The organism is Roseobacter sp. AzwK-3b (genome assembly GCF_000170875.1).
Taxonomy (GTDB): domain Bacteria; phylum Pseudomonadota; class Alphaproteobacteria; order Rhodobacterales; family Rhodobacteraceae; genus Roseovarius; species Roseovarius litoreus.
Window position 1 is genome coordinate 16,182 of the sequence record NZ_ABCR01000009.1, and the last position, 25,903, is coordinate 42,084.

General features: G+C 62.5%; 24 protein-coding genes, 1 tRNA gene and 1 riboswitch. Of the genes, 10 read left to right on the forward strand and 15 right to left on the reverse strand.

Annotated elements, in window-relative coordinates:
• Nucleotides 1-53: 53 nt before the first annotated feature.
• The 4 genes from RAZWK3B_RS14990 to RAZWK3B_RS15005 form a co-directional block, all read right to left on the reverse strand.
• Nucleotides 54-518: a GNAT family N-acetyltransferase gene (locus tag RAZWK3B_RS14990; RefSeq protein WP_007816612.1), complete on the reverse strand. Its 465-nt coding sequence runs from the start codon at nt 516-518 to the stop codon at nt 54-56.
• Nucleotides 518-1,615, reverse strand: coding sequence for a cobalamin biosynthesis protein CobW (gene cobW / locus RAZWK3B_RS14995; RefSeq protein ID WP_007816613.1), 1,098 nt, complete (start codon nt 1,613-1,615; stop codon nt 518-520). The genes RAZWK3B_RS14990 and cobW overlap by 1 nt, the downstream gene beginning before the upstream one ends.
• Before the next feature lie 40 nt (nt 1,616-1,655).
• Nucleotides 1,656-2,150, reverse strand: a complete 495-nt coding sequence (locus RAZWK3B_RS15000) for a hypothetical protein (RefSeq protein WP_007816615.1) — start codon at nt 2,148-2,150, stop codon at nt 1,656-1,658.
• Nucleotides 2,151-2,222: 72 nt separating this feature from the next.
• Nucleotides 2,223-2,867: a HupE/UreJ family protein gene (locus RAZWK3B_RS15005; protein WP_007816617.1), complete on the reverse strand. Its 645-nt coding sequence runs from the start codon at nt 2,865-2,867 to the stop codon at nt 2,223-2,225.
• Nucleotides 2,868-2,982: 115 nt separating this feature from the next.
• A riboswitch (cobalamin riboswitch) is annotated at nt 2,983-3,201 on the reverse strand.
• A 241-nt stretch (nt 3,202-3,442) separates the two neighbouring features.
• On the opposite strand from RAZWK3B_RS15005, the gene smc reads away from it, so the two are divergent.
• Together smc and RAZWK3B_RS15015 are read left to right on the forward strand one after the other, a co-directional pair.
• Nucleotides 3,443-6,898, forward strand: coding sequence for a chromosome segregation protein SMC (gene smc, locus RAZWK3B_RS15010; protein WP_007816618.1), 3,456 nt, complete (start codon nt 3,443-3,445; stop codon nt 6,896-6,898).
• Nucleotides 6,899-7,691: 793 nt separating this feature from the next.
• Nucleotides 7,692-8,315 carry a hypothetical protein gene (locus tag RAZWK3B_RS15015; RefSeq protein WP_007816620.1) on the forward strand — a complete coding sequence of 208 codons (624 nt, stop codon included), beginning with the start codon at nt 7,692-7,694 and terminating at the stop codon, nt 8,313-8,315.
• A gap of 10 nt (nt 8,316-8,325) precedes the next feature.
• Here the strand turns inward: RAZWK3B_RS15015 and RAZWK3B_RS15020 are convergent, their stop codons facing one another.
• The 4 genes from RAZWK3B_RS15020 to RAZWK3B_RS15035 all read right to left on the reverse strand — a co-directional run bounded on the left by RAZWK3B_RS15020 (nt 8,326) and on the right by RAZWK3B_RS15035 (nt 11,834).
• A complete protein-coding gene (locus tag RAZWK3B_RS15020; protein ID WP_007816622.1) occupies nt 8,326-9,495 on the reverse strand; it encodes a lytic murein transglycosylase in 1,170 nt (389 codons plus the stop codon).
• A gap of 91 nt (nt 9,496-9,586) precedes the next feature.
• On the reverse strand, nt 9,587-10,513 hold the full coding sequence (gene cbiB, locus RAZWK3B_RS15025) for an adenosylcobinamide-phosphate synthase CbiB (protein ID WP_007816624.1): 927 nt from the start codon (nt 10,511-10,513) through the stop codon (nt 9,587-9,589).
• Complete coding sequence (gene cobD, locus RAZWK3B_RS15030; RefSeq protein WP_007816625.1) at nt 10,510-11,454, reverse strand: threonine-phosphate decarboxylase CobD; 945 nt, start codon at nt 11,452-11,454, stop codon at nt 10,510-10,512. The genes cbiB and cobD overlap by 4 nt, the downstream gene beginning before the upstream one ends.
• A 5-nt stretch (nt 11,455-11,459) precedes the next feature.
• Entirely contained in the window at nt 11,460-11,834 is a 375-nt protein-coding gene (locus RAZWK3B_RS15035; protein WP_007816626.1) for a DUF1636 family protein, read from the reverse strand.
• A 170-nt stretch (nt 11,835-12,004) separates the two neighbouring features.
• Here RAZWK3B_RS15035 and RAZWK3B_RS15040 point away from each other — a divergent pair, with 170 nt between their 5' ends.
• Complete coding sequence (locus RAZWK3B_RS15040) at nt 12,005-12,367, forward strand: response regulator transcription factor (protein WP_007816627.1); 363 nt, start codon at nt 12,005-12,007, stop codon at nt 12,365-12,367.
• A 23-nt stretch (nt 12,368-12,390) separates the two neighbouring features.
• Here the strand turns inward: RAZWK3B_RS15040 and RAZWK3B_RS15045 are convergent, their stop codons facing one another.
• Entirely contained in the window at nt 12,391-13,602 is a 1,212-nt protein-coding gene (locus RAZWK3B_RS15045) for a bifunctional alpha/beta hydrolase/OsmC family protein (protein ID WP_007816628.1), read from the reverse strand.
• A 335-nt stretch (nt 13,603-13,937) separates the two neighbouring features.
• On the opposite strand from RAZWK3B_RS15045, the gene RAZWK3B_RS15050 reads away from it, so the two are divergent.
• On the forward strand, nt 13,938-15,155 hold the full coding sequence (locus RAZWK3B_RS15050) for a glycerophosphodiester phosphodiesterase family protein (protein WP_007816629.1): 1,218 nt from the start codon (nt 13,938-13,940) through the stop codon (nt 15,153-15,155).
• A gap of 143 nt (nt 15,156-15,298) precedes the next feature.
• Here the strand turns inward: RAZWK3B_RS15050 and RAZWK3B_RS15055 are convergent, their stop codons facing one another.
• Together RAZWK3B_RS15055 and hemE are read right to left on the reverse strand one after the other, a co-directional pair.
• Entirely contained in the window at nt 15,299-15,538 is a 240-nt protein-coding gene (locus tag RAZWK3B_RS15055; protein WP_007816630.1) for a type II toxin-antitoxin system Phd/YefM family antitoxin, read from the reverse strand.
• 175 nt (nt 15,539-15,713) lie between these two features.
• Nucleotides 15,714-16,748 carry a uroporphyrinogen decarboxylase gene (gene hemE / locus RAZWK3B_RS15060; protein ID WP_007816631.1) on the reverse strand — a complete coding sequence of 345 codons (1,035 nt, stop codon included), beginning with the start codon at nt 16,746-16,748 and terminating at the stop codon, nt 15,714-15,716.
• A gap of 95 nt (nt 16,749-16,843) precedes the next feature.
• Between hemE and hemC the strand changes: the two genes are divergently transcribed.
• On the forward strand, nt 16,844-17,791 hold the full coding sequence (hemC, locus tag RAZWK3B_RS15065) for a hydroxymethylbilane synthase (protein ID WP_037296007.1): 948 nt from the start codon (nt 16,844-16,846) through the stop codon (nt 17,789-17,791).
• Between the two features lie 94 nt (nt 17,792-17,885).
• Here hemC and RAZWK3B_RS15070 read toward each other — a convergent pair whose 3' ends face one another.
• Entirely contained in the window at nt 17,886-19,376 is a 1,491-nt protein-coding gene (locus RAZWK3B_RS15070) for an FAD-binding oxidoreductase (RefSeq protein WP_007816633.1), read from the reverse strand.
• An 81-nt stretch (nt 19,377-19,457) separates the two neighbouring features.
• On the opposite strand from RAZWK3B_RS15070, the gene RAZWK3B_RS15075 reads away from it, so the two are divergent.
• The 5 genes from RAZWK3B_RS15075 to RAZWK3B_RS15090 all read left to right on the forward strand — a co-directional run bounded on the left by RAZWK3B_RS15075 (nt 19,458) and on the right by RAZWK3B_RS15090 (nt 22,802).
• The gene (locus RAZWK3B_RS15075) at nt 19,458-20,006 is read left to right on the forward strand and encodes a glutathione peroxidase (protein WP_007816634.1); all 549 of its coding nucleotides are present in this window, start codon (nt 19,458-19,460) and stop codon (nt 20,004-20,006) included.
• Between the two features lie 70 nt (nt 20,007-20,076).
• Nucleotides 20,077-20,153 (forward strand) — tRNA-Met (locus tag RAZWK3B_RS15080).
• A 232-nt stretch (nt 20,154-20,385) separates the two neighbouring features.
• Nucleotides 20,386-21,936 carry a tyrosine-type recombinase/integrase gene (locus RAZWK3B_RS15085; protein WP_232279546.1) on the forward strand — a complete coding sequence of 517 codons (1,551 nt, stop codon included), beginning with the start codon at nt 20,386-20,388 and terminating at the stop codon, nt 21,934-21,936.
• A 163-nt stretch (nt 21,937-22,099) separates the two neighbouring features.
• Complete coding sequence (locus tag RAZWK3B_RS21230) at nt 22,100-22,354, forward strand: hypothetical protein (RefSeq protein WP_157132279.1); 255 nt, start codon at nt 22,100-22,102, stop codon at nt 22,352-22,354.
• Nucleotides 22,335-22,802 carry a class I SAM-dependent methyltransferase gene (locus RAZWK3B_RS15090; RefSeq protein ID WP_198133297.1) on the forward strand — a complete coding sequence of 156 codons (468 nt, stop codon included), beginning with the start codon at nt 22,335-22,337 and terminating at the stop codon, nt 22,800-22,802. Before RAZWK3B_RS21230 ends, RAZWK3B_RS15090 begins: the two co-directional genes overlap by 20 nt.
• 286 nt (nt 22,803-23,088) lie before the next feature.
• Here the strand turns inward: RAZWK3B_RS15090 and RAZWK3B_RS15095 are convergent, their stop codons facing one another.
• From RAZWK3B_RS15095 to RAZWK3B_RS15110, 3 genes are all read right to left on the reverse strand, one after another.
• Nucleotides 23,089-23,655, reverse strand: a complete 567-nt coding sequence (locus RAZWK3B_RS15095) for a tyrosine-type recombinase/integrase (protein WP_007816637.1) — start codon at nt 23,653-23,655, stop codon at nt 23,089-23,091.
• A gap of 27 nt (nt 23,656-23,682) precedes the next feature.
• Nucleotides 23,683-24,641, reverse strand: a protein-coding gene (locus tag RAZWK3B_RS20675) for an IS630 family transposase (protein WP_085977124.1) whose coding sequence is annotated in 2 segments (ribosomal slippage) — nt 23,683-24,297 and nt 24,300-24,641 — 957 coding nt in all. Because the reading frame shifts where the segments join, the coding sequence is not laid out codon by codon here.
• A 264-nt stretch (nt 24,642-24,905) separates the two neighbouring features.
• On the reverse strand, nt 24,906-25,145 hold the full coding sequence (locus RAZWK3B_RS15110) for a CDGSH iron-sulfur domain-containing protein (protein ID WP_007816638.1): 240 nt from the start codon (nt 25,143-25,145) through the stop codon (nt 24,906-24,908).
• Nucleotides 25,146-25,903: the final 758 nt, after the last annotated feature.

A 25,903-nucleotide genomic window follows, 5' to 3' on the forward strand; every position in this document is an offset into this window, starting at 1 on the left:
TTCTGTTGCGGCGGTCGCTCCGCCTGTCTGGTGGCATGCAGACCGGGATCGGATCAGCACGCGCTCAGGTGTTTTTCCATGAACACGCTTGTGGTGTTGGGCCTGTAGTCGCCGAAAATCCCGCAGGGCGCAAACCCGTGCCGCTCGTAAAGCCGCATCGCGTCATCAAGCCCCTCGCCGGTTTCCAGCCGGATCATCGGCAGAGCGCGCGCGCGCGCCTCATCCTCGATCCGCCGCAGCAGCGCCGCGCCCACACCCTGTCCCCGGGCCTCCGGTGCAGTGAACATCGCCTTCACCTCGCCATAGCCGGGCCGGATCGCCAGCGCACCGACCCCAAGGATCGCCGTGGCGCGATTGGCCCGCGCGGTGAAGAACGCCACATCCTCGCCGCACAGATCGTCGATGGGCAAGCCATAGCACTCCTCGACCGGAAAGAGCGCATGCATCAAAGCATGGCTCGCCTCCAGCAGGGCGCGCGGGCCGGGCGCGCGCGGATCACCCGGCTCGACGATCAGCATCAGGCCGACAGCGCCTGTTCGATCGCGGCTCGGTCAAGCCCTGCCTGACCGATCACCACCAGCCGCGTTTCGCGGGCCTCCGTGCCGAAGGGGCGGTCGAAATAGCTGTCCACCCGTGGCCCCACCGCCTGCAGTGTCAGGCGCATCGGCTTGCCCTCGACCGCGGCAAAACCCTTGAGGCGCAGGATATCATACGCGCGGATCACCTCGGCCACCTGTGCTGCGAAACGGGTCGGATCGGCAATCTCGGGACGGGTCACGACAAAGGATTCGAACGCGTCGTGATCGTGGTCATGGTGATGATGGTCATCGTGCTCATGATCGTGATCGTGATCGTCGTGATGATCGTCATGATCGTCGTCATGCGCGTGGTGATGGTGGATCTCGTGGCGCGCCTCCATATCGGTCTCGGCGCCCACACCCTGACCCAGCAGAACATCCAGCGGCAGTGCCCCCATCGTGGCCTTGATCACCTGCACCCCGTCGCGGCTGTCGCGGCGCAGCTTGTCGACCAGACCGGCCGCCTCGGCCTCGTCAAGAAGATCGGCCTTGTTCACCACGATCATGTCGGCGCAAGCCACCTGATCGGCGAACAGCTCGGACAGCGGCGTCTCATGGTCCAGGTTCTCGTCCTGTGCGCGCTGCGCATCCACGGCGGCCACGTCATGCGCAAAGCGTCCCTCGGTCACGGCCTTGCCATCGACCACCGTCACCACCCCATCCACCGTCACGCGGGTGGAAATCTCGGGCCAGTTGAACGCCCGCACCAAGGGTTGCGGCAGGGCCAGCCCGCTGGTCTCGATCACTATGTGATCGGGCGCATTCTCGCGGTCCAGCAGCTTTTGCATGGTGGGGATGAAATCATCGGCCACGGTGCAGCAGATGCAGCCGTTGCTCAATTCCATCACATCCTCTTCGGCGCAGCCCTCGATGCCGCAGCCCTTGAGAATGCCGCCATCGACGCCAAGATCGCCGAATTCATTGATGATAAGCGCGATGCGCTTGCCGTTGGCGTTCTCCAGCATGTGCCGGATCAGGGTGGTCTTGCCGGCCCCAAGGAAACCGGTCACGACCGTTGCGGGGATCTTGGCGGGCATCAGGGTCTCTCCTTGATAAATGGACATGCGCGATCTGCGTTCAGTCGATCACCACGGGTATCGTGGCCTCGATGGGCTGGCCGTTGCGGGCCAGCTGTGAATGGTCGTTCGCGTTCAGCGTGACGCGGATTTCATGTGTCCCTTGCGGCAGCGCCAGAAGCTGCACCCAAGGGTTGTAGGCGCGGGGCATCTTGACCCCGTTGACATAGACATGCGCGTGGCCGTGACCCGGCACATGCGGGCCGTTCACCCCCTCCGGATCAAAGATGAAGCCGGTCACACCGATATGGAGGTTCCGGCTTTGCGGCCCGTCGGGATGAATGCTCAGCGTCAATACCGGCGCCACGTCCCCCTCTTCGGTGAGGGTCTTGTGATCGTGGCTGCCATCCTGTCCATGATCGTGGGCCGCGTGGTCATGTGCGATATCCGCCGCCGCCGAAGGCATGGTCTGGGGTTGTGATGCAGCCCCCAGCACAAAGCCCAGCCCGACCCCCAGAAACAGACCTGTCGCCAAAAGGATCACGCTCCGCGGCATGGCTCTCTCATCAAACGGGTCCGGGTGGGTGCGGACCGATCAAGGCCCGCACCCGCCCGTGGCACATCCTTGTCAGCCGGCGATCATGCCCACCAGCGGGCCTTCCGCGATCTCGAGGCACAGGAACACGCCGACACCGGCAATCATCGCGCCGACAAGGCGCGCATTCACCGACGCGGCCTCGGTCGCGCCAAGCAGCTTTTCAGCCGCCCAGCCCGCGGCGATTGCGACGGCATACTGGATCACGCCCAGACCGATCAGGTATCCGCTCAGCACGGCGGCGTTCACGCCGCCTTCCTGTGCTGCGATGCTGTCGCCAAAGGCCGAGCCGTGGAACAGGCCGAACGCCGCGAACAGCGCAACCGCCGTGCCTGCGCCCAAGCTGCGCCCCGACAGCACGATGCCGCCAACCGCCAGCAGCGAAACCGCGATCATCGCTTCCTTCACCGGCATGGCGATCCCGGCATACATCAGGCCGCAGCCCGCCAGCATGGCGGCGACATAGGCTGCCGGCGCCATCAGGCGACGTGTGGTGAACAGCGCCGCAATGCCCATGGCGATCACGAAAAACAGATGGTCAAAGCCCAGAACCGGATGCCCGACGCCCGACATCAGGCCCTGCACGAACGTGTCCATGGGCTGTCCGGCCAACGGGTGATGCGCCAAGGCAGGTGTCGCGGCAAGCGTTGCGGCGGCGATGGTGATGTATTTCTTCATGTCTGTCCCCTTCGGGTCTTTGCTGAAGGGGGGTAGCGTCCGAAGGTCCGCCAGACGCACTGCGCCTGTCTCGGTCCCTCAACGGCACACCCCGTCCGTTGTTTGTGGGCCGGGCGCGAACGCCCGTTGTATGGCCGGTCTCCTGGCTCGCGGGTCACTACGGGCATCGGCCTTCCCGGGACACGCCCAGTGGCAAAGTGATGCCCGCTCTCCGCACACAGTCGCGGGGGCGGCTGACGATTGGGCGCCCGACATGGGTCCGCCATCACGTCATTCCCTGATTCATCCCTGATGCTTTGCACCATTAGTGGGAACCATACGCTATCCGGTATGACCGCGCGGGTCATTTCCGTCAAGAACGATTCCGACCGCTGCCGGCCCATCCGCGCCATGCGCCGCCGCGCGCGGCCCGCTTCCCGATCCCTGTCGCCCTCGGGCGGAAATCTGCCATTCGAGGCATATATCTTGTGGATAACTGCCTCTTGCCACCCATATGGTGGGGTTTGCCGTTGACAGACGCGCCAACCGCCCTCCACACTTTACCCCATATCGCGGAATCATCCCCCGAGGTGCCCTTGCAGTTCACCAAGCTCAGACTGACCGGCTTCAAAAGCTTCGTCGACCCGACCGACCTGCATATCAAGCATGGTCTGACCGGGGTGGTGGGGCCGAATGGCTGCGGCAAGTCGAACCTGCTCGAGGCGCTGCGCTGGGTGATGGGCGAAAACCGCCCCACGGCCATGCGTGGCGGCGGGATGGAGGATGTGATCTTCGCCGGCGCCGCTTCGCGCTCGGCGCGCAACTTCGCCGAAGTGTCGATCCATATCGACAATTCCGACCGTCTCGCGCCCTCGGGCTTCAACGACAGCGATCACCTCGAAATCGTCCGTCGCATCACCCGCGACGTGGGCAGCGCCTACAAGGTCAACGGCAAGGACGTGCGCGCGCGCGATGTGCAGATGCTGTTTGCCGATGCCTCGACCGGCGCGCATTCTCCCGCTCTGGTGCGTCAGGGCCAGATCTCCGAGCTGATCAACGCCAAGCCGAAATCCCGCCGCCGCATCCTCGAAGAGGCCGCGGGCATCTCGGGCCTCTACCAGCGCCGCCACGAGGCCGAACTCAAACTGCGCGGCGCCGAACAGAACCTCGCGCGCGTCGATGACGTGATCGAACAGCTCGCCAATCAGCTTGCACAGCTTGCCCGGCAGGCCCGCCAGGCCGCCCGCTACCGCGCCATCGGTGACGAATTGCGCCTCGCCGAGGGCCTTTTGCTCTATCGCCGCTGGAAAGAAGCCGATGAGACCCGCGCCCGCGCCGAGCAGGAACTCCGCGAGCGCACCTCCGCCGCCGCTCAGGCCGAATCCGCCGCCCGTGCCGCCGCCAAGGCCCGCGCCGCCGCCGATGACGCTCTGCCGCCCCGCCGCGAGGAAGAGGCGATTGCCGCCGCGATCCTCCAGCGCCTTCAGGTCCATCGCGACACGCTCAACGAGCAAGAGGAAAACGCCCGCGCCCGGATCGAAACCCTGCAGGGCCGGATCGAGCAACTGACCCGTGACATGGAGCGTGAAGCCGGGCTCAACCGCGACGCGGGCGAAACCATAGACCGGCTCGAATGGGAAGCCCGCGAACTGGCCAAGGCCGGCGAGGGCCATCAGGACCGCCTCGCCGCCGCCGCCGAGGATGCCCGTGACGCTGCGCAAATCCTGCAGGACCGTGAAACCCATCTCAGCGAACTGACCGAGGATGTGGCCCGCCTTGCCGCCCGCCACCAATCGGCGCAGCGGTTCCTGTCCGACAGCCGCAAGACGCTCGAGAAAAGCGAAACCGAAGCCGCCCGCGCCCGCGATGCCGCAGGCACCGCCCGCGAAGCGCTCTCGCAGGCCGCCCGCGATTTCGAAACCGCCCAAGCCGCCGAGTCCAAGGCCGTCGCCAAGGCTGCCGCCGCCGAAGAGGCGCTCAATGCCGCCGACGACGCCCGCTCCGAAACCCAGAGCCGCGAAGCGACCGCCCGCTCGGAACGCTCCGAGGCCGAGGGCGAGCTGAACGCGCTCTCCGCCGAAGTGACCGCGCTGGCGCGGCTCGTGCAGCGCGACACCGCCGAAGGCGGCCAGATCCTCGATCTGCTGCAGGTGGCACCCGGTTATGAAAAGGCGCTCGGCGCGGCTCTGGCCGACGATCTTCGCGCGCCCCAGGTCGATGCCGATGGCCCCTCAGGCTGGGCCGTCCTTCCCGGCTATCCGCAGTCTCAGACCCTTCCCGATGGCGTCACGGCCCTCTCGGCGCATGTCAACGTGCCCGAAGTTCTGGTGCGCCGCATGTCCCAGATCGGCCTTGTCGACCCCGAGGATGGTCCCCGCCTGCAACCCCTGCTCAAGCCCGGTCAGCGCCTTGTGACCACCGAGGGCGATCTGTGGCGGTGGGACGGGTTCCGCGCCTGGGCCGAGGATGCGCCCTCCGCCGCCGCCTTGCGCCTCCAGCAGCTCAACCGTCTGGAAGAGCTCAAGCAGCAGATGGCCCATGCCTCCGCCCGCGCCGAAGGCGCCGTGCAAGCCCATGAAACCCTCCGCCAGCGCCTTGCCGATCTGACCGAGGCCGACAGACAAGCCCGCGAGGCCCGCCGCGCCGCCGATGCCGCGATGACACAGGCCAACCGCGCCCTCAGCCGCGCCGAGGCCGATCGCAACCTCGCCGACTCCAAGCTCGAATCCTTGGGCCTTGCCGTCACCCGCCACGAGGAAGAGGCGCTTGCCGCCCGCACCCAACTGGCCGAGGCCGAAAAAGGCGTCAAGGATCTGGGCGATCTCGATGCCGCCCGCGCCGAGGTCGAAGATGTCAAGATGACGGTCGAAGCCGCGCGCATGACCATGATGGCCAAGCGCTCCGCCCATGACGAACTGCGCCGCGAAGGCGAAGCGCGCATCCGGCGCTCGCAGGAAGTCACCAAGGAAATCAGCGGCTGGCGCCACCGTCTGGACACCGCCGAAAAGCGCAGCGCCGAACTGGCCGAACGCAAGGAGGCCGCGCAGGCCGAGCTGACCGAAGCCTCAGCCCGCCCCGAGGAACTGGCCGCCAAACGCGCCGAACTGGGCAGCGAGATCGACAAGGCCGAAGCGCGCCGCGCCGCCGCCGCCGATGCACTCTCCGTCGCCGAAGGTGCGGCCCGCGACGCCATCGCCGCCGAACGCGAGGCCGAACGGCAGGCCTCCGAGGCCCGCGAGGCGCGCGCCCGTTCTGAGGCCCGCGCCGACGCCGCCCGCGAAGGCGTCGCCTATGCCGCCGAACGCATCGCCGAGGATCAGGACACCACACCCGACAAGCTGCTGGAACAGCTCGGGGCCGATCCTGACAGCATGCCCGCCTCGGATGCGATCGAAGCCGATGTGAACCGCCTCAAACGTCAGCGCGACGCGCTCGGCGCCGTGAACCTGCGCGCCGAAGAGGATGCCCGCGAGGTGCAGCAGGAACACGACACCCTCGTTGCCGAGAAAGACGATCTCGAACAGGCGATCCGTGAATTACGCAACGGCATCGCCGGTCTCAATCGCGAAGGGCGCGAACGCCTTCTGACGGCCTTCGAGCAGGTCAATTCCAACTTCGCCATGCTCTTCACCCACCTCTTTGGTGGCGGTGAGGCGAATCTGGTGATGGTCGAAAGCGATGACCCGCTCGATGCCGGGCTCGAGATCATGTGCCAGCCGCCGGGCAAGAAACTGGCCACGCTCTCGCTTTTGTCGGGGGGTGAACAGACCCTCACGGCGCTGGCGCTGATCTTCGCGGTGTTCCTCGCCAATCCCGCCCCGATCTGCGTGCTGGACGAGGTCGACGCCCCGCTTGATGACGCCAATGTGGGCCGCTTCTGCGATCTCTTGGACGAAATGTGCCGCCGCACCGAAACCCGCTTTCTCATTATAACGCACCACGCCGTCACCATGAGCCGCATGGACCGCCTCTTTGGCGTGACGATGGCCGAACAAGGCGTCAGCCAGCTGGTCTCGGTCGATCTCCAGAAGGCCGAGGCGATGGTCGCCTGACCGCAGGATCACCGCCTGTCATTTGCAAAATTTACCTTTCCTTCACTTCCGTGATGTTCCGTAATGTTGCTGCAATCCTTTGCAGCGAAAGGAGGTGGTGGACCTGACCGAAAAAAACTTTCGTAAATGGATGGTGGCCATTGCAGCGGGATCGCTGTTGATCGCCATCATCCGGCTTTGGATAGGGCGATGACCCCTTGAAAAAGTCAGGCCCGGCAGAGTAGCAGCTCTGCCGGGCCATCTGGTTCAGTGGTGAAACTGACCAAACTTTCGTATACCCAGCATCCTGTACAAACCTTACCAAAAAGTAAACCCGTCCCCGCGCCCTTGCTTCGTCACGGCGCACCGGGGCGCGTTAAGCGTTTCTTCACCGCCTTGTGCCCCCCTCATGGGGCTGCAATCCGTTGCAGTGGAATGAGGTGATCGATCTGAAGGAAACCACTTTCTGAAAATGGATGGTCTGGCTTGCGGCAGGCTCGCTGCTGGTGGCGATCATCCGTCTTTGGATAGGGTAATCCACCCTTGAAAAAGAAAAGGCCCTGCGGAGCAGCAACTCCGCAGGGCCACGTTTTCGGTGATGATCCGAAACACTTTCCGCATGAGTAATATCCTGCACAAACCTTGCCAAAAAGTAAACCCGTCCCCGCGCCCTTGGTTAACCGCCTTCTGCGGCCCAACCGGCTGTCTTTCCCGTGCCACATCCGCCCGGTCTTCCATCCGGATAATCTCGACAAGAAGAGCCTCTCGGGCTAGCACCTTGACCTATCGCACCCATGCCGGAGACTGCGCCCCGATGACCCTTCTGATCCGCCTTGTCGCGCTACTGGCCCTGCCGTTGCTCGCCGCCTGTGCCGCGCATCCCAACGGCCCGCCCCCCGGCACGCCGCAGGACACGGCGCGTCTTGAACAGGCCATCCTCGCCATGGGGCCCGGCATCGACCCCGTCGAGGCCAGCCGCGCCGCGCAGATCGCCTATGACCACACCCATCAGCTTGCCCAAAGCTATCAGATCACCGATCCGCCGCTCGTCCATAACACCAAGGTCAATATGGGTCTCAAGCCGCGCGGCCTGTGCTGGCACTGGGCCAAGGATATCGAAGAGCGGCTCAACCGCGAAAACTTCGCCACGCTCCAGATGCACCGCGCCATCGCCAATGCCGACAATATCCGGCTCGAGCATTCCACCGCCATCATCAGCCGCGCGGGCCACAGCATGTATGACGGCCTTGTTCTCGACCCGTGGCGCAAGGGGGGCGTGCTGTTCTGGGCGCGCCTGCCTGACGACACCCGCTACGACTGGTATCCTCGCAACGAGGTTCTGGCCGCCAAGCTGGGCCATGACCGCGCGCAGGCGCTGCTGGCGACGATCGGCGAAACCATCGACACGCCGCGCGTCACCGCGCCCCCGATCAACTGACCGGACCGCTTCAAAGCCGGTTCAGCAAGTCCCGCGTCGGCCAGGCATCGGCGGGCAGGCCCAGCTCCTGCTGGACATCCTGCACCGCGGCGCGTGTGCCCGCGCCGAGGATCCCGTCGATCCCGCCCACATCATACCCGCGCGCCGCCAGCTTACGCTGCAGCGCTTTCATGTCCTCGCCAGACAGTCCTTCGGCGGGATTGCCCGCCTCGAACACCGGCGCACCCTGCAGCCGATTGGCGAAATAGGCGGCGGTCATCACATAGACAAAGCTCTGGTTCCACTCGAAATAGACGCGGAAATTCGGATAGGCCAGAAAGGCCGGACCGCCGCGCCCCTGTGGCAGCAACAGGCTCGCCTGCAGGCCCCCCGCAATCTCGCCATGCCTCGGGCGCAGGCCCATCGCCGCCCAGTCGGCCCCCGGCATTTGCGTGCGCAGCCCGCTCTGCGACCAGTCCATGTCGCCCGGCACCGTCACCTCCTGCAACCACGGCTCATTGGGCCGCCAGCCAAGCGCGCTCAGCATCCGTGCGCCCGACAACAGCGCATCCTCGGGCGAGCTGGTCAGGCTCACATGCCCGTCCCCATCCCCGTCCGAGCCGTGCTCGATGATGTCGCGCGGCAGCATCTGCACCATGCCGATCTCACCGGCCCAGGCGCCTGTGGTCGTCGCCGGGTCCAGATCGCCGTTTTCAAATAGCTCCAGCGCCGCAAAGACCTGCGGCCGGAACAGCTCCGGGCGCCGGCAATCATGCGCCAGCGTGACCAGCGCGTTGACCGTGTTGTAATCGCCCTGAAACGCGCCGTAATCCGTCTCGAACGCCCAGAAGGCCAGCAGCACACCCCGGTCGATCCCGTAATCGCGCTCGATCCTGTCGAAGATCGCATCATGCCGCTGCGCCAGATCGCGACCCTTGGTCATGCGGTTCTGACTGATCAGCCTCCGGGCGAAATCCGTGAAGGGCATCTGGAACACCCCCTGCCTCCGGTCCGCCTGAAGAACCGCAGGATCCTGCCGGACCCCGGCAAAGAACCTCTCGACCGTAGCGGGCGCATGGCCGCGCGCCACCGCCTCTTGCTTCATCGCTCCGACGAAACCGGCAAAACTGCCGCCGCACTCCTCGGCGCTCAGCGGCCCCGCAGTCAGGGCCAGAACACAGATCAGGGGCAAGATACGCATGACAGGACTTTCCTTTAACCGACACGGCACACCCTAAGCCAACCGGATACGCCCGCAAACACTCGAGAACATCACAAAACCGACAGGCCGCTCAGCCCGCGATCACCCCGATCACCACAACCAGCGCCAGCGCCGCCGCCCATGTCCGCCACAGGGCGGCACAGGCCGCCTCGATGCTCGGCGCGCCGATCTCTTTCTCACCAAAACCGTGCACATAGTCGAAATGCTGCAACCGCCCGTCATAGGATCGCGGTCCCGACAACGCCACATTGAGCGCGCGCGCCATCGCCGCCTCGGGCCAGCCTGCATTGGGCGAGCGGTGCTTTCGGGCATCCGCCGCAATCCCGCTCCAGTCTGCCCGCACGCCCGATAGCCCGCCATGCGTCACCGCGATCAGCACCGTGGTCAGCCGCGCGGGGATCACGTTCAGCACATCGTCCAGCCTTGCTGCCGCCCAGCCGAACGCCTCGTGGCGCGGCGTGCGGTAGCCGATCATCGAATCGGCGGTGTTGGTGATCTTGTACAAAAGCAGCCCCGGCAGCCCCGCCACCAGAAACCAGAAGGCCGGCGCGATCACCCCGTCGCTCAGGTTCTCGGCCGCCGATTCGATGGCCGCGCGGGCGACATCGGCTTCGCCCATCTCCGCCGTGTCGCGCCCCACGATCATCGCCACCGCGCGCTTGCCCTCACCCAGCGACAGCCGCAGCCCATCGGCCACCGCGCGCACATGATCCACCAGCGATCTTTGCGCCAGCAGCACCGCCGCCACCAGCACCTCCACGGGCCAGCCCGCCAGCCCCAGCACCCAGCCCAGCACCATGGCACCGCCCGCAAGCGTTGCCATCGCCGCGATGCCCTTGGCGCGCCGCGCAGGCCCGCCGTTCAGCCGCGCATCCAGCCAGCCCACCGCGCGCCCCATCAGGACCGCCGGATGCGGCGCCCGCGCCCACAGCCAGCGCGGCTCGCCCAGCAGTGCGTCCAGAACCATCGCCAGCGCCAGCACGAGTGCCGTGCTCATAGCGCCGCCTCCACTTGTGGCCATTGGTCCGGTCCGGGCAGACCAAGGCGCAGCCACCTGTCCGAATAGGGAAACACCCGGCTCCAGATGTGATGCCGCGCCAGCCGCTCCTGCCAGCCTGCGGCGTCGCCCACATCATAGAGCCGAAACAGCGCGCAGCCGCCGACAAGCTCTGCCCCGGCCTCCGTCACCAGCCGATCGAGACGCGCCGCATCCTCGGTCAGCCGCATGCGCGTGTCCTGAGCCCAAGCCCTGTCGCACAGCGCCGCGCGCCCGATCCGAAGCGCCGGGCCAGACACCGGCCACGGCCCCAGCAGCGTCTCCAGCCGGGCGATCAGCTCCGGATCGCCAATCGCGAACCCCAGCCTCAGCCCCGCCAGACCCCAGAACTTGCCAAAGCTTTTCAGCACGACGACACCGGGCCTTGCCGCATGGCCGATCAGCGACCGCTCGGGTGCGACATCGGCGAAACTTTCATCCACCACCATCAGCCCCGCATCGAGGCTTGCCGCGTCATGCCAAAGCCCAGTGGGATTGTTGGGATGCACGATCACCCGTGCCTGCGCTGCCGACCCATCGGTGTCGATCACCTCCCAGCCATGCGCGGCAAAACCGGCGGCATGTTCGTTATAGGTCGGTCCCGGAACATGCACCCGGCCTGCCGTCATCAACCCCGGCAGCCGCGCAATCAGCGCCGAGGCGCCGGGTGCCGCCAGCACAGCCGCCCCCTCGGGCACATCCCAGAAATCGCGGGCCGCCGCGATCAGCGCCTCCTGCGCGCCCCGGTCGGGCAGGGCGGTCCAGACGTCGTTCGGCAGATCGGGCAGCGGATAGGGCACCGGGTTGATCCCGGTCGAGAGATCGACCCAAGCCTCCCGCGTGCCACCATGGCGCGCCACGGCCGCATCCAGACCTCCGCCATGATCGCGCGGGGTCGTCACGCCGGTCAGTCTCCGGTGTGCGGCAGCGGCGGGTGGCGGGTCACGAAATGGCCCTTCACCCCTTGGGGCCACTGCTTGAACGGCACCTGCCCGGTTTCGCTTTGCGCGTGCAGCTCGGCATAATCGACGATCGCCGCCGCGGCCTCGTCATCCGGGGTGAAGCGGCCCAGCGTATAGGCCAGCTTGCCCTCGGCCTGAACAGCCACGTTGCAGCCATGCCCGCAGCCCATCAGGCACGACACCCGCCGGGTCCTTACATTGCGCCCTTCGGCGTGGCGCTCGACCCTCTCGGCCAGGTCTTCGCCATGACTGCGCGAATGTGTCGCCTCGTCCCAATCGTCGCGCTTGCAGGTGTCGCAGATCGTGATCCAGGTGGTCATGTCATGCCTCTTTTGCGGTTCGGTGCCTTTCAAACCCGGATTCGGGCGCGGTGACAAGCGGGGTTTGGCCTCTACCGGCCTCCTCCACGCCCGCGTTAACGATTTGTTAATACTTTGGGCAAGACAAGAGGGGGGACCGCGTCGCACATACCCGCGGGGCAGGGGGAAAAATGCAGATTCTGATCGTCGAAAGCGATCCGGCGCTCGGCGCGCTCTGGCAGCGCCATATGCAACGGCAAGGCATGGCCGTGCGCCTTGAAACCAGCCAGTCAGGTGCTGCATCGGCGCTTGGCGCGCGGCGCTTCGATGTCATCATCCTCGATCTGATGCTGGATCAGGGCAGCGCGCTCGCGGTGTCTGACCTGGCCAGCTACCGCCATCCCGACACGCGGGTGATCTTCGTCACCAACAGCGCCTTTTTCTCGGATGGCTCGATCTTTGCGATCAGCAAGAACGCCTGCGCCTTCCTGCAATCCGACACCCCGCCCGAAGATCTGACGGCGATGGTCGAACATTACGGGCGTTTTGCCTGAGCCTTGCTGCGTCGCGCGCGCTCTCAGCCCGCTTTCGTCACGATTTCCGAATGGCGCTCCAGCGTACGATGCACCGGGCAACGATCCGCGATCTCGAGGAGCCTGTCGCGCTGCGCGTCATCCAGATCACCCTTCAGACGCACCACCCTCGTGAACCGGTCCGCCTTGGCCTCGCTGCGGGCATTGGCATCCTGCGCATGGACCTTGTCATGGCTCACATCGACGCTCACATGCGTCAGCGGCCAGCCCTTGCGCCGCGCATACATCCGTATCGTCATCGACGTGCAGGCCCCCAGCCCCGCCGCCAGAAACCCATAGGGCGACATGCCCCGGTCGGTCCCGCCATAGGCTTCGGGCTCGTCGGCCTGCACATGGTGCCGCGGGCCGGACTGGATATCCTGCAGGAACCCGCCCGGATCCGCCTCGGTCACGCGCACGATCCCCTCGGGCGCGCCGGGCGGCGGGGCAGGGGCCTTGAGCTCGAGATAGCGGGTGGCCCAGGCGGCGATCACCGAGGCGGCATATTCGGCATCCTGTGCTTCCGAGATCAGGTGATCGGCATCGTCCAGCGTGACAAAGCTCTTGGGGTGGCGGGCGGCCATGAAGATCTCGGTGGCATTGTCGATGCCCACCACCGTGTCGCGCGGCGCGTGCAAGACCAGAAGCGCGCGGTGCAGATGCGCGATCTCGTCGGTCAGGCTCTCGGCCTTGACGCTCTCCACGAACTCGCGCCCGATCGTCACCTTTCGCCCGCCCAGATCCACATCGGCGCGGCCCTCGCTGTCGATCTGCTCCAGCGCATCGTGGAAATTATGCATCACATGGCCCGGATCATAGGGCGCGCCGATGGTGACCACCGCGGTGACACTGTCGATCCGCCTTGCCGCGGCCAGAACGGCGGCCCCGCCAAGCGAATGCCCGATCAGCAGCCCCGGCGCCATGCCACGCGCCGCCAGCGCCTTGGCGGCCAGCTCCAGATCGGTGATGTTCGAGGTGAAGGAGGTATTGGCGAATTCGCCCTGCGAATGGCCGAGGCCCGTGAAATCGAAGCGCAGCACGGCGATCCCGGCCCCGGCCAGACGCGCCGCGATCCGGCGCGCGGCGGGAATGTCCTTGGAGCAGGTGAAGCAATGCGCCAGTACGGCGGTCGCCAGATGCGGCCCTTCGGGAAGGTCGAGCCGCGCGGCCAAAGCCTCGCCGGAATGGCCGGTGAAGGTGAAACGCTCGGTCGGCATGGCGCATCCTTTCGTGCTCTTTCCCCTCAACCTAGGTCCTGCCACCGCCCGCTGCCAGCCATGTGACGGATCCGTCACGCAGTGGTGAAGTCTCGCTTTATCCGACAGGGGCGCGTCTTCGTCGCGCGCGGCGGCGCGTTCGGCACCGCGTGATCCGCCGCGGCAGGGCTGCCCCTTGCCGATCCTGCCGGATCGTCGCGGCGATCCGGGGTGCTGGGGCAGGGCGGTGTCGCGAAGGGCCATTGTCACAGGAATTTGTCCAAAACGTCACATGACGGTCGACATGGCCCTGTCGTGTGAAACCCCATGGATCAACACCACTCGGAGAGATTTTCATGCGCTTGATATCCGCCACGTCCACCGCCATGGCCCTTGCCCTTTGCGCCAGCGCTTCGCTTGCCGCGGACGGCCTTGGTTATGGGCCGCGCCCTGCCTATCTGATCGACCGGATGGCCGATGGCCCGCTCAAGGACAAGCTCGCGTCCTGCATGGGCCAGACGCCCGAGCGTTCGGATTTTTCCATCGGACATCGTGGCGCGCCGCTCATGTTTCCCGAACATACGGTCGAATCCAACCGTGCCGCCGCGCGCATGGGGGCGGGCATCCTTGAATGCGATGTGACCTTCACCGCCGATCATGAACTGGTCTGCCGCCATGCGCAGAACGATCTGCACACGACGACCGATATCCTCGCCTCGGATCTGGCCCAGACCTGCGTAACACCCTTCACGCCAGCAAATGGCGACATGCCGGCCCGTGCCGAATGCCGCACGTCCGAGATCACGCTGGCGCAATTCCGCACGCTGACCGGCAAGATGGACGCCGCCGATACCAGCGCCACCACGGCCGAGGGCTACATGGACGGCACCGCCAAATGGCGCACCGATCTTTACACGACCGAAGGCGGCACGCTGATGACCCATGCCGACTCGATCACGCTCTTCAAGGCGCTCGGCGCGAAATTCACGCCCGAGCTGAAATCCCCGTCGGTCGAGATGCCGCATAACGGCTTCAGTCAGGCCGATTACGCCCAAAAGCTGATCGACGAATACAAGGCCGCAGGCATCCCCGCCGCCGATGTCTGGCCGCAAAGCTTCAATCTCGGCGATGTGCTCTACTGGATCGAGAACGAGCCTGACTTCGGCGCTCAGGCCGTCTATCTTGACGGGCGCTATGATGTGGAGGGCTTCGACTACATGGATCCCGCCACGTTCGATCCCTCCATGCAGGCGCTCGCCGATATGGGCGTTGTCTATATCGCGCCGCCGATGTGGATGCTGCTCACCACCGAGGGTGACGAGATGGTGCCGTCGCCCTATGCGCTGGCGGCGAAAGAGGCGGGGCTGAAGCTGATCACCTGGACGCTGGAACGCTCGGGGCCGCTCACATCGGGGGGCGGGTGGTATTTCCAGTCGGTCAAGGACGTGACCGACACGGATGGCGATTATTTCACGATCCTGCACGCCCTGCATGACAAGGTAGGCGTCGAGGGCGTGTTCAGCGACTGGCCCGCCACGACGACATATTACGCCAATTGCTTCGGTCTGGACTGACCGCAGCGGTCGGCTCAGCGGTGCGCGCGCTTTGGGCGCGCGCGCTGTTTTCAAGCTCAGGGGGCTCTGCCCCCGCCGGTGAAATCCGAAGGGGGATTTCACCGCCTCCCCCGGGATATTTCCGGCCAGAAGAAACGCCGGCTTCACAGAAGCCCATCCCGAAGCATCCGGAATTCGCGCATCCGTTCGGCATGGCGCTGTTCGAGAAAGATCTCGCGGTTTTGCTCGACCGATTCGAGCGCGGCAAGATCCGCCATCCGCACCAGCGCCGCGACGCTGCGCCCATGCCGGGTCAGGATCAGCCGTTCGCCAGTGGCGAGCAGATGATCGACATGCGCCGAAAGCTGGCTGCGCAGCCTGTCGCTGGAAACTTCGATGACCATGGCGTGACCTCCGGGTGTCGGGAAAGGTCAGCTTGGGTCAAAAAGGTTAGGATTGTCTGAAGGCGGCGCACGGCGGGGCTGGATCGGCGATTTGCGAACGGGATGGACACAAATCCGGGCCGAGGCGCCGGATTTGGTCCCAAAGACGTGTAGGTTTCGTACGATCCGTACGGGCTCAGGCGCCGCGCACCGTGTCGATCATCAGCTGCACGTTGTCGGGATCGGCCTCGGGGGTGATGCCATGCCCCAGATTGAAGATATGCGGCCCGCCCCGGAACGCCTCGACGATGCGGCGGGTCTCGCGCACGAGGTCCTCACCCCCCGTCACCATATGTTTCGACGCCAGATTTCCCTGCACGCAGCCCGAGACCTGCACATGTTCGGCGGCCCATTCAGGCGTGACCGAATCATCAAGCGCGACACAGTCGGCGCCGGTTTTTGCGTGGAATCCGATATACTTGTCACCGGCTTCGCGCGGAAAGGCGATGATCGGGATATCGCCATGACGCGCCTTGAGTTCGGCGATGATGCGTGTGGCGGGGGCGGTCGCATAGGTATCGAAATCTTCACCCTTGAGCGATCCGGCCCAGCTGTCGAAGAGCTTGACGCATTCGGCGCCGGCCTCGATCTGGGCCGAGAGATATTCGATCGTGGCCTCGGTGATCCGCTCCAGCAGGGCTTCGAAAACCGCTTTGTTTTCAGCCTTGAGCGCATGGGCGGGGCCTTGATCGGGCGTGCCGCGCCCGGCGATCATGTATGTGGCCACCGTCCAGGGCGCGCCGGCGAATCCGATGAGTGTGGTTTCGGGCGGAAGCGCCTGCGACAGATTGCGCACGGTCTGGTAAATCGGATTTAGGGTTTCATGGATGTCGCTGGCCGGTTTCAGAGCGTTCAGCCCGGATTGGTCGGTGATCGTCGACAGGCGCGGACCTTCGCCGGTCACGAACCAAAGGTCGGCGCCAAGCGCTTGTGGAACCAGCAGGATATCGGCAAAGAGGATGGCTGCGTCAAAGCCGTAGCGGCGGATCGGCTGAAGCGTGACTTCGGTTGCCAAGTCACTGTTATAACACAAAGAAAGGAAATCTCCGGCCTCGGCGCGGGTGGCGCGGTATTCCGGCAGGTAGCGGCCTGCCTGGCGCATCATCCAGATTGGAGGGGTGGTCTGTTTTTCCCCTGCAAGTGCCTTGAGTATCGTCTTTTCCGCAGCCATATCGCCCTCCGTTTGCCTTGGTGGTCACCCCAAGGCGACACAATGTCAAGCACCCTGCGCTTGTCAGGCGCGGTTTACACGTCTAGACCGTTGTCATGACACGTGATTTACCCACACCCGACACACCGATGAAGCTGGGCACGCGCGGCTCCCCGCTGGCGCTTGCGCAGGCGTATGAGACACGCAGCCGGCTTTCCGCTGCCTTCGATCTGCCGCCCGAGGCATTCGAGATCGTCGTCATCAAGACGACCGGTGACAGGATCATCGACCGCCCTCTCAAGGAGATCGGCGGCAAGGGCCTGTTCACCCGCGAGATCGAGGAGGCGATGCTGAGCGGCGAGATCGACATCGCCATCCACTCGATGAAGGACATGCCGGTGCTGCAGCCCGAGGGGCTGGTGCTGGACACCTATCTGCCGCGTGAGGATGTGCGCGATGCGTTCGTCTCGCCGCATGTGGGCGGGCTGGCCGATCTGGAACCGGGCGCCAAGGTGGGGACCTCGTCCTTGCGGCGCAAGGCCCAGGTTCTGGTCGCCTATCCGCATCTCGATGTGGTCGAGTTCCGGGGCAACGTCCAGACACGGTTGAAGAAACTCCAGGATGGCGTGGCGGCCTGTACCTTCCTGGCGATGGCCGGGCTCAATCGTCTTGGCCGGTCAGAAGTGGCCACCGCCGCGATCGAGACCGACGAGATGCTGCCCGCCGTCGCACAGGGCGCCATCGGTATCGAGCGGCGTCGCGACGATACCCGCACCGCCGAAATGCTCGCGGCGATCCACGACACGCCGACTGGCCAACGCCTTGCGGCCGAGCGTGCTTTCCTGGCGGCGCTCGATGGCTCTTGCGAAACCCCGATCGCCGGTCTGGCCGAGTTGGATGGCGGCACGCTGCGTCTGCGTGGTCAGGTGCTGCGCCCCGATGGCAGCGAGGCGCTCGATGACGATCAATCCGCTCCGATAGAGGACGGCGCAAAGCTGGGCCACGAGATGGGGCGCAAGCTTCTGGAGCGGGCCGGGCCGGGCTTCTTCGACTGGCGCGGCTGATCCGCAGCGTTTCGCGAAAAACCTGACTCCCGGTCTTTCGCGGAACACTGCGCTGCATCTCATCGTTGGACACGTTCCAACTTGCGCCGATGTCTCAGGTTGAAGGCGGAACGCTTTGATCCCCGGCGGGAAGCACCTTGCCGGGATTCATGATGCCCTTGGGGTCCAGTGCCTGCTTGATCGCCCGCATCGCCATCAGCGCCACAGGATCCTTGTAACTGGCCATCGCAGGGCGTTTCGCCAGCCCGATGCCATGTTCGGCGGATATGCTGCCGCCCAGGCGGATCGCCTCGGCGTCGACCGCTTCCTTGACGGCCTTCTGCACCGCCGGATCCTCGGTCGAGGGCCAGCCTGCGAAATGCAGATTGCCATCTCCCAGATGCGCCACGCAGATCGGGCGCAGGCCGGGATCGATCTCGAGCGCGCGGGCGGTCACCCCTTCGACCAGCGCCTGCATCTTGTCCAGCGGCACGGCGATGTCATTATCCACCACATTGGGCCGGAGCCGCGCCACACTGGCCGAGGCTTCGCGCCGCGCCCACATTTCCTGACGCTGCGTATCCGATTGCGCCACGACCGCATCCAGCAATTTGCCCTCCTCGAACAGCCCTTCCAGAACCTCCTCCAGATGGGCTGCGACAGGCACCTTGCCATCTGGGCCGGGGGTGGCATCGCGCGGCGACAGCGCACCAACCTCGACCAGAATATTGACGTCATGGGGCGTATCGAAGGGCGCGCGCGCCTCGGGATAGCGTTCCAGATACGCCTCGATGAAGGTGCCGGGCATGAATTCGAAGGCCTCGACCGCGCCGCCTGTTTCGCGCTGAAGCCGGTTGAGCAGCGCCAGTCCGTCATTCAGCGACAGCACCGCCACCATCGCCGTGGCATAGGCCAGCGGCTTGGGATGCAGCTTGAGCACGGCGGCGGTGATGATCCCCAACGTGCCTTCCGCGCCGATCAGAAGATCGCGCAGGTCATAGCCCGAATTGTCCTTGTGCAGCTCACTCATCAGATCGACGATTTCGCCCGTGGGCAGCACCGCCTCGATCCCCAGGCACAGATGCCGCGCGCTGCCATAGCGCACCACGTTCGAGCCGCCCGCATTGGTCGACAGCGCGCCGCCGATCATCGCTGAGCCGCGCGCGCCGAAAAACAGCGGAAAGATCAGCCCCTCCTGCTCGGCGGCGTCATGGATGCGCGACAGGATCGCGCCTGCCTCCACGATGGCGATCCGCGCATCTGCGCGCAACTCGCGAATGGCCGACATCCGGTCCAGAGACAGCATGATCACATCTTGGGCCACGGTGCCTTGCACCAGACCCGTATTGCCCGAGACCGGCACGATGGGGGTTCCTGCGCGGTTGGCGAGCTTGACGATCTCCGACACCTGCTGCGTGTCGGCGGGGCGCACCACGGCAAGCGGCGTCCATTGGGCCTGCCCTGTCCATTCCTGGCTCCAGGGGGCGGCATCCGGGCCGGTCGCGACATGGCCCGCGCCAACGATCTCGATCAGGTCCCGGAGAATATGTGAGGATGTCGTTTCGGTCATGTCGGCGAAGATGCGCCAGCCCCGGGATGGATACAAGGCCTCATCACCGGCGCATCTGGACCTTGCCGCAGGCTGGCCTAGATCACAGGCACGCATCTCGCCACGGAGTTTGATGGAATGTCGAATATGCTTCGCCGCAAAGTTCTTTTGGGGATCGGCCTTGGTGCCGGTTTGCTGGCTTTGCCCGCCTTGGCCGCACAGCAGGACTGGCAGTTCGAGTCGATAGATGGCGGCACGCTGTCGCTGAAACAGTGGCAAGGGCAACCCGTGCTGGTGGTGAACACCGCCTCGCGCTGCGGCTTCACACCGCAATATGACGGGCTGCAGGCGCTTTATGATCGGTATCGTGATCGCGGACTGGTCGTGCTCGCCGTGCCGTCGCAGGATTTCAAGCAAGAGCTGTCCAGCAACGAGGAAGTGGCCGAGTTCTGCGAGATCAATTTCGGGCTCGATCTGCCGATGACCACGATCACCCATGTGCGCGGCCCGCAAGCGCATCCGTTTTACAAATGGGTGGCCAGCACATCGGGGTTCGAGCCGGCGTGGAATTTCAACAAGATCCTGCTCGGCCCGGATGGGTCGGTCGTCGAGACGTACGGATCGGTCGTCAAACCGGACTCGGCGAAAATCACCACCCAGATCGAAGCGCTTTTGTCCGGGGGATGATCTGCCGGATCGGATCGGGCTTTTTCGCCTTGACCTGATCCAGCGGCTGTCATAACTAGCCTCTCGTTCTGGCGGAGTAGCTCAGTTGGTTAGAGCAGCGGAATCATAATCCGCGTGTCGGGGGTTCAAGTCCCTCCTCCGCTACCAAAAACCCCCTAAAAACAAAGACTTAATATTTTGGTTGACGCATTTTACGCGTAGCGCACCTGTAGCGCACTTTTCCGTCGCGCAGCTGCGCTTTTGAGCGTAGAATCGACTGTGTTGAACACAGTGTTTGCAACAGAGTTTTCGAACACAGTGTTTGGCAACAACGTCACGAACACAGTATTTGGAAACACTGCCGCAACCCGAGGCCATGCCCAAACTCAGCACCCAAACTGTGACACTGCTGGATGGCGATGTTCGCCTGTTCAAGCGTGACCGCAGCAGGGCATGGCAGGCGACTTTCAAAATTGATGGGCGTTGGGTGCGTGTTAGCACCAAGTGCAAGCAGCTGGCCGAGGCCAAGACGCGGGCTCGCGAGCTTTATGTTGAATACCAAGTGCGCTTGAAAAACGGCCTGCCTGTGATCAGCAAGCGGTTTGCCGATGTTGCTGCCGTGGCCATCGCCGACATGGATAAGCAGCTTGAGGTAGGGGCAGGCAAGAAGAGCTACCGCGATTACAAAATCGTGTTGGAGAAGTATTTCATTCCATACTTTGGCGATCGTTTCATCACCAGCATCACCTACGAAGATCTTCAGCAGTTCGCTAAATGGCGTGAACAAAAGATGGGCCACGAACCACGTGCCTCGACGCTGAATACGCATAACTCAGCGCTGAACCGAGTGTTCGATGAAGCCGTAGCCCGTGGCTATATGAACCGCACCCATGTGCCAGTGCTGATCAATAAAGGCAGGGACAGCGAACGCCGGCCAGACTTTCGACGTGAAGAATATCGCAAGATGATCGCCACATTGCCCTCATGGATCAACCGGGGGCGTGACGGCAAATCGCGCGATATGCGCCATCTGTTGCGCGACTATATTTTGATCTTGGCCAACACAGGTATTCGGCATGGCACAGAGGCGCAGAACCTTCGTTGGAAGCACATCCATCTGTTCAAGGAAGATGGGCTGACCTATCTGGAAATGCACGTGAACGGCAAAACAGGGCCACGCGATCTGATGTGTCGGATCGGTGTGATCAACTACCTCAAGCGCATTCAATCCCGCTCGCCTGATATTGCGGATATGACGTTCGAAGAGCTGCTCAAAGCACAGGTGGACAAGCCCGTGTTCCGCTTGCCCGATGGCACTGTGACCAAAAACCTGCGTCAGACCTTTCGGCTGCTGATGGAAGACACTGGGCTGCTCAAATGCCCGCGTACAGGGCAGAGCAGGACACTGTACAGTTTCCGGCACACCTACGCTACCTTTGCGCTGCTGAATGACGGCATGGATGTGCATACGCTGGCTATCCAAATGGGCACGTCGATCCAAATGATTGAGCGTCACTACAGCCATCTCACCCCACGTCTGCGCAAGGACATGCTCACTGGCAAACGGCATGATCTGCCTGCAGACGAATTCCGTAAGCGTTACAATGTTCAATCACATGCTGTGTCCCAAAAAGAATTGAGGGATGCAGATCCTGACGCCGTGATTGAAGCTGAACTGCCGGAAGAACCCCAAGGAGAGGAGAGCGTTGATCCGCAGGGTGCTGCTGCCGTTCAAAACCCCTCCAAGCCAGTTGACGAAAACCAGCCAACACCATCGGAGCGAGCTTTTGATCTGTTCGATGCTGGCAAGCTCGGAGAGGCGGGTTTGTTGGCGGCAGTTGGTGTGTCGCGCGATGGCTACGTGCCCAGCGATATCATCACACATCGCGCGCTGGATGCCGTCGAACAAGGGCGGCTTAGCGAAGAAGGGTTGGTCAAACTGCTGGGTTGAATTCGGCCAATATCGGACATTCGTGTAGCTTGTGGTAAAAGGCGGTATCTAGCCCATTAGCGGCCTATCCAAGCCAAAAGGGGTTGTTTATGTGCTTGCACATTTGAGGAAAAGACCTATCCAATCAAGCCCACGGTAGGCAATATTAACTTGGGGTGGATAAATGCGTAACTTACAGCTCGGTTTTAGATTGGCAAACCAATACCTGAAGCTTTTCCAAAAATCGCCTGAGAAAGATCCGTTAACCAAGCACAATGCAGAGGCAACTGAGATTCTTCGAAAAATAGAAAACGCAAGCGTATTAGAGATTGGTTCTAGAGATGTTTCAGGTAATATCGATCGTGGAAGATTTCCAAATGCCGCCGAATATGTTGGCTTTGATGTACTTGATGGTGACAATGTGGATTATTGTTGGTGATGTGCATGAACTATCCAAATTAGTTCCCAATAATCACTTTGATATTGTCTATTCTACGTCTGTTTTTGAGCATCTTCTGTTTCCATGGAAAGCCGCGCTTGAAATTAACCGGGTCTTGAAGCCGGGCGGTTTTGTGTTGACGCAAACGCACCCTGCTTGGCCAGAGCACGAGATGCCTTGGGATTTTTGGCGGTTCCCGCACCAATCGTTCATATCAATTTTTAACGAGTACACGGGTTTTGAAATTGTTTCGAAAGCTGAAGGCCGGCCAATGAGGGCATTTTCCCTTGTGAAAGATGCTCCCATGGCAAAGATGTATAGATTTAATTTGAATGGCGCGGTCCAGTGTTTGGCACAAAAATCTGGACCTTATCGAGAGGATCTAATTAAATGGGATCTCGTTGCAAATGACGTGGTTGAAAATCTTTATCCCGAGAAGGACCGCTGACCGCTATCTGTACGAATTTATTTCAAGTGCTCAATTCATTTGGCATATTCCCATTTCTCCTTTCGGCTGAGAGCATTGTTTGATTTTCTCATTGCAACACTAGATTGGAAGATAATTGGCTTGTACCAAGCGATAATGCCAGCCAAGTTCTAACTAAGATTGGCTCATGTCCGTCGCCGCAAAGGTACGTCGTGCGGTCATTGACCGACGATGCGGCGAATGGCGTCTCAGTCCGCTGAGCGAACCTTCGTGGTGAGCGCGGCGAAAGACCGCTTCCCGCCCAACTTTACAGCAGCTCAACCGCGGCACTCAGTTGCTCGGCGTTCACATCGATGTATCTTTGCGTAGTTGAGATGTGTGAGTGCCCCGCCAGTTCGGCCAGCAACCTGACACCCACACCCTTATTCGCCAACCTTGTGATGTAAGTGCGCCGACCTGAATGGCTGGATGCATCTTTCAGGCCAACAGCCCGGTAAATATCCAAAAACAACTGGCACATGGTGTTGGCTGAGAAATGTCCGCCCTTTTGACTTTCGAACAAGGGCCGATTGGGATCGTGTAAATTCAAGTCTGCAGCATATTCCGCCAATGCACGACGCAAGCGCTGGTTCACGTACACTGTGCGTGTCTTACCGCCCTTGCTCTGCACGGCTGACAGGATGAATTGTTCACGCACAGCGCCCGCTTCGTCGAACACGTCCCCACGTTTCAGCGCAGCGATTTCCTTGGCCCGCAGTCCTGCGTAGAAGCTGAACAGCACGATGGTTTCGTCACGAGTTGGATGACGACGACTGCGGCAGTACTGTATAACGCGACGCAGCTGAGCTTCGTTCAATGTCTGTGCTTGGCGCATGGTGCGATCCCCTAAAGCATCCGACTTTTAACCTGAGACATATCCGGCAGCCTTGAAGTAATTCCAGCACTCGTCTGGGGAGAAGAGGTCACATATTTCGGCGAGAGCGCTGAACATGTCAGTAAATGTTCTCGCCCCTATCCTGCGCAGGTGCGCCTTGAGCTTCGAGAAGGCCATCTCGATCGGGTTCAGGTCTGGGCTGTATGGTGGCAAGAACAGGAACCAGCATCCGGCTTCGCGCATGGCTTTGGCAGCGGCAGTATTCCTGTGTGTGGCTAGGTTGTCCAAGATGACGACGGTGCCTGGCTCCAGTTCGGGAAGCAGGACTTGCGTGACGTATGCTGCAAATGCTTCGCCGTCCATCGCCCCCTTGATGACCCACGGTGCGATCAAGCCATTGGCACTGAGGCCTGCGATGAAGGTTTGCGTCCCCCATGATCCGAACGGAGCCTCCATCACCAACCGCTCACCGCGCTGTGACCAACCTCGTTGGCGGGTCAGGTTGGTTTTGACGGAGGTTTCATCAATAAAGACAACGCGCTCTGGCTGGGCTGTGACGGCTGGAAGGCGGTGCCTGCACCACTCGTCACGCAGCTTTCTTACCCGTGCGTGGCGCCGTTCGGTGGCGACCAGTGTCTTTTTTTATACGTGTAGCCAAGTTTGCGGAGGAACCGGCCAATCGCATCGGGGTGCGCCTGCACACCGGTTGCATCAACCAAAGCTCCCGCCAGTTCGGGCATGGTCATGTCGCCGTCCTGATCAATCAGCTCAATCAAAAAGGAGCGATGCGGATCAAGCTTGCCCCTTCCCCGAGGCCGACCCTGAGGCGCAGCCCTTGCCTGACCCGTCCGCCGGATCGCGAGCCCCCAACGCGCCCCGGTGGCTGGCGAAAGTTTCAGGCGCAACGCTGCCGCACGACCGCTTAACCCTTCCTCAATCAACTGCTGAAACCGCGCCCGGAGCGCATCCGGCAAAGGTGCTGACATGATCCATCCTCCCAAACAGGATGAATCACAGATCAGCGATCAAAGGAATCCCAATGATTCAGGTTTTGGGTCGAACGCTCTAAAAACCTCATGCTTTCATATGCTTGACTATAAAGTCTGAGGTTTTGGATGGTCGACCAGAAATGGCACTGATTGGTCATGCAATGAATTCAATGACTTAAGCCAAAATCTCATACAATGCATGTTCTATGAGGTTTTGGCAGCTGCTGCGCAGCACAATGAAAACCACGCGGCAGTTGCTGCTTACAGCTTGCTGTGTGCGCCGTCGCAAAGGGGTTGCTTGCTGCTGTGCTTGCATCCGCAGAAGAAGACCCGCTTGCTGGCCTTGGCCGTGTATTTGACGGGTGCGATGCCGGTGTCTTTGTGGCTGCCGTCGCAGAATGGTTGTTTGCTGCTCTTGCCGCAGGCGCACCAGAAATAGCTTTTGCCTTCTTCAACTTCGACAGGGTAAGGCGCTTTCTGCGCGACAATAGGTGCTGTCATGGGTTCTGTCCTCGTTTGTTTGACCGATTTTTCACGAGGTAGAGTGCGCTCCGCTGTCTGCAACGCTCTCCTCCCAAATCGCGGAGACAGCGGAGCTGCACGACAACTGAGTTGCCGTGAATGCGCGGCAACGTGGCACATCATAAGAATGCCGCCAAGCGGAAATTCGTTGGACTACTCGTTTGAAACAAGACGCTTACAGGCTCGCGCGATCCGGTATGCTGCAAATGCATTGCTGCTCTGCAGCATGGGTGCTTGCGGGTGTGATATGTCATACCCATATCGTCGCCAATGGCAGCTTCTATCCTCCTCCCTGGAGTTGCCGACACTTTCAAGGCGGCGCACATCTCCTCCCTTTGTGCGTCGCCTTTAGTTTTGCCCAGCACGTTCTACGCCGTTTTTGCCGGTTTTTCGCTCAAGTTGATAAATAAACATGTAAGGCAAGACGCAACTCAAGGCACCAGAACAGGCTACAAACGAGATCAAGGTTGGCACGCCGACGATAATTGTGCTGCAAATCCGTCCTGATGTGAGGGGGTGAGTAAATCCGAACTGCTCGTTGTTCGTCTTCTTCGCACTACCCTGTGCTCAGCGCAGGATGCCTGAAACGCAATCCCACTGGAGAGACATCCTTTTATCCTGAAAAATTGGAAGTGATATGACGTTTGCGAAGTCGTAATGGTTAGCCGGGAACGCTCGGCGCAAAGTGACACGGGTGTCAACCTCGCAAGAGAACCGTGATGACATAGGACAGCCCT